We start from the raw sequence: 3,452 nt of genomic DNA, 5'->3' as shown, positions 1-3,452 counted from the left end.
AGTGGAGGATCGTAGGGGGTGTTAGCCATTTTAAAAGGAGAATTGGCTGATGGCGACTACTGAGTTGATTGAACTAGCAATTGAAACCAGCAAGAAAGCCTATGTGCCCTATTCTCATTTTCCAGTCGGAGCTGTTTTAGTGACAAAAGATGGTAGCACTTATACAGGTGTCAATATTGAGAATGCTAGCTATCCTTTGACCAACTGCGGAGAGCGTACAGCGATTTTTAAAGCAGTTTCCGAAGGCCAAAGAGAGTTTTCCGAATTGATTGTTTATGGACAAACTGAAAAACCAATCTCGCCATGTGGTGCTTGTCGCCAAGTGATGGCTGAATTTTTTGAACAAGATCTAAAAGTGACCTTAGTCGCAAAAGATAAATCGACGGTCGAGATGACGGTCGGGGAGTTACTTCCATACTCTTTTACAGACTTAAACTAGTCTGAGTCGCTCTCTGAGTGGCACGGTCCTTGTGGCCAACCAATCCATACTTGCAACATCGTTGCACATCTTATTTAGGAGGTTCAGTAATGAACAAGAAACAATGGCTAGGCCTTGGTCTAGTTGCAGTGGCAGCAGTTGGACTTGCTGCATGTGGTAACCGCTCTTCTCGTAACGCAGCTTCATCTTCTGATGTGAAGACAAAAGCAGCAATCGTCACTGATACTGGTGGTGTTGATGACAAATCATTCAACCAATCAGCTTGGGAAGGTTTGCAAGACTGGGGTAAAGAACACAATCTTTCAAAAGATAAAGGTTTCACTTACTTCCAATCAACAAGTGAAGCTGACTACGCTAACAACTTGCAACAAGCGGCTGGAAGCTACAACCTAATCTTCGGTGTTGGTTTTGCCCTTCACAATGCGGTTGAAGAAGCAGCAAAAGACCACTCTGATTTGAACTATGTTTTGATTGATGATGTGATTAAAGATAAAAAGAATGTTGCTAGTGTAACTTTCGCTGACAATGAATCTGCTTATCTCGCAGGTGTTGCAGCAGCTAAAACAACTAAGACAAAACAAGTTGGTTTTGTAGGTGGTATGGAGTCTGAAGTTATCTCTCGTTTTGAAGCTGGTTTCAAGGCAGGTGTTGCCTCGGTAGATTCATCTATAAAAGTACAAGTTGACTATGCTGGTTCATTTAATGATAATGCCAAAGGTAAAACAATTGCAGCGGCACAATATGCAGCTGGTGCAGACGTTGTTTACCAAGTAGCTGGTGGTACAGGTGCAGGTGTCTTTGCAGAAGCAAAATCACTCAATGAAAGCCGTTCTGAAAGTGAAAAAGTTTGGGTTATCGGTGTTGACCGTGACCAAGAAGTAGAAGGTAAATACACTTCTAAAGATGGTAAAGAATCAAACTTTGTTCTTGTATCTACTTTGAAACAAGTTCGCACAACTGTAAAAGATATTGCTAACAAAGCAGAAAAAGGTGAGTTCCCTGGCGGTCAAGTAATCGTTTACTCATTGAAAGATAAAGGGGTTGACTTGGCAGTAACAAACCTTTCAGAAGAAGGTAAAAAAGCTGTTGAAGATGCAAAAGCTAAAATCCTTGATGGAAGCGTAAAAGTTCCTGCAAAATAATGGATGGAAGTCATTTCTTAGGAAGCGGCCCTCGGCCGCTTTTTTAAGAGTTGAGACAAAATCATTTTGTCTCAGTAAAGCTTGCTACTAGACAAACTAGCAAGTTTTATTGAAATAAAATAAGACTCTGAAAGGAAGAGCACATGGCACACGAAAATGTCATTGAGATGCGTGATATTACCAAGGTGTTTGGTGAATTTGTTGCCAACGACAAAATCAACCTGCACCTACGAAAAGGTGAAATTCATGCACTTTTAGGAGAAAATGGGGCTGGAAAGTCCACGCTAATGAATATGTTAGCAGGGCTTCTTGAACCAACCAGTGGTGAGATTGTGGTCAACGGTCAAGTTGTCAATCTCGATTCACCATCTAAAGCAGCTAGCTTGGGAATCGGAATGGTCCACCAGCACTTTATGTTGGTAGAAGCCTTCACAGTGGCTGAAAACATCATTTTAGGTAGTGAATTGACTAAAAATGGTGTGCTAGATATCGCTGGAGCTAGCAAAGAAATCAAGGCTCTTTCTGAACGTTATGGCTTAGCTGTTGACCCTTCTGCCAAGGTAGCAGACATCTCAGTTGGAGCCCAACAACGTGTAGAAATTTTAAAAACCCTTTATCGGGGGGCTGATATCCTTATCTTTGACGAACCAACGGCTGTTTTGACTCCATCAGAAATTGATGAGTTGATGGCTATTTTGAAAAATCTTGTCAAAGAAGGAAAATCAATTATCTTGATCACCCACAAGTTGGACGAGATTCGAGCAGTTTCTGACCGCGTTACAGTTATCCGTCGTGGGAAATCAATTGAAACTGTCGAAATTGCAGGAGCTACCAATGCTGATTTGGCGGAAATGATGGTAGGACGTTCTGTTTCCTTTAAAACAGAGAAGCAAACCTCTCAACCAAAAGAAGTGATCTTGTCTATCAAAGATTTGGTGGTCAATGAAAACCGTGGTGTTCCAGCTGTTAAAAATCTGTCCTTGGATGTTCGTGCTGGAGAGATTGTTGGTATTGCGGGGATTGATGGAAATGGTCAGTCTGAACTCATTCAAGCAATCACAGGTCTTCGCAAGGTTGAATCTGGTAGCATCGAGCTAAAAGGAGATTCAATTGTAGGCTTGCCCCCACGTCAGATTACAGAGTTGAGTGTTGGGCACGTTCCAGAAGACCGTCACCGTGATGGCTTGATTTTGGAAATGATGATTTCTGAGAATATTGCCCTTCAAACCTACTACAAAGAACCACATAGTAAAAATGGAATTTTGAACTATTCAAATATTACTTCTTATGCTAAAAAGCTAATGGAAGAGTTTGATGTTCGTGCTGCCAGCGAATTTGTTCCTGCAGCTGCACTCTCAGGAGGAAATCAACAAAAAGCAATTATTGCTCGTGAAATTGATCGAGATCCTGATCTCCTTATCGTCAGCCAGCCAACTCGTGGTTTGGATGTCGGTGCCATTGAATATATCCACAAACGCTTGATTGAAGAGCGTGATAATGGGAAGGCTGTTCTTGTTGTCAGCTTTGAATTGGATGAGATTTTAAATGTCTCAGACCGTATTGCTGTTATCCACGATGGTAAGATTCAAGGTATTGTGTCACCAGAAACAACCAATAAGCAAGAACTTGGTGTCTTGATGGCTGGTGGAAACTTGGGAAAGGAGAAGAGTGATGTCTAAAAAATTACAACAAATTTCGGTTCCCTTGATTTCTGTCTTCCTAGGAATTTTACTTGGGGCCATTGTTATGTGGATCTTCGGTTATGATGCTATTTGGGGCTATGAAGAATTGTTCTATACAGCCTTTGGTAGTCTGCGTGGGATTGGAGAAATCTTCCGTGCTATGGGGCCTTTGGTCTTGATTGGTCTTGG

Annotated in this window: 3 protein-coding genes and 1 pseudogene; all 4 read left to right on the top strand. The window is 41.7% G+C overall.

Annotation, left to right across the window (positions count from 1 at the left end):
* Nucleotides 1–49: 49 nt before the first annotated feature.
* Nucleotides 50–439 (top strand): cytidine deaminase, encoded by a 390-nt coding sequence (locus QZ565_RS08830; RefSeq protein ID WP_033686672.1) that lies wholly within the window; start codon nucleotides 50–52, stop codon nucleotides 437–439.
* A gap of 89 nt (nucleotides 440–528) precedes the next feature.
* The gene (locus QZ565_RS08825; RefSeq protein WP_295528379.1) at nucleotides 529–1,581 is read left to right on the top strand and encodes a BMP family protein; all 1,053 of its coding nucleotides are present in this window, start codon (nucleotides 529–531) and stop codon (nucleotides 1,579–1,581) included.
* A gap of 143 nt (nucleotides 1,582–1,724) precedes the next feature.
* A complete protein-coding gene (locus tag QZ565_RS08820; RefSeq protein ID WP_295528376.1) occupies nucleotides 1,725–3,260 on the top strand; it encodes an ABC transporter ATP-binding protein in 1,536 nt (511 codons plus the stop codon).
* Nucleotides 3,253–3,452 (top strand): annotated as a pseudogene (locus QZ565_RS08815) (ABC transporter permease); the annotation flags it as partial. The gene QZ565_RS08820 and the pseudogene QZ565_RS08815, both read left to right, overlap by 8 nt.

The sequence above is a fragment of the uncultured Streptococcus sp. genome (assembly GCF_915066115.1).
Classification (GTDB): Bacteria; Bacillota; Bacilli; order Lactobacillales; family Streptococcaceae; genus Streptococcus.
This window is presented reverse-complemented; position numbering and strand designations above follow the sequence as displayed.

What these genes read in the sequence shown, in the direction of transcription:
- QZ565_RS08830 (WP_033686672.1), top strand. Translation starts at nt 50, where the DNA reads ATGGCGACTACTGAGTTGATTGAACTAGCAATTGAAACCAGCAAGAAA.
- QZ565_RS08825 (WP_295528379.1), top strand. Translation starts at nt 529, where the DNA reads ATGAACAAGAAACAATGGCTAGGCCTTGGTCTAGTTGCAGTGGCAGCA.
- QZ565_RS08820 (WP_295528376.1), top strand. Translation starts at nt 1,725, where the DNA reads ATGGCACACGAAAATGTCATTGAGATGCGTGATATTACCAAGGTGTTT.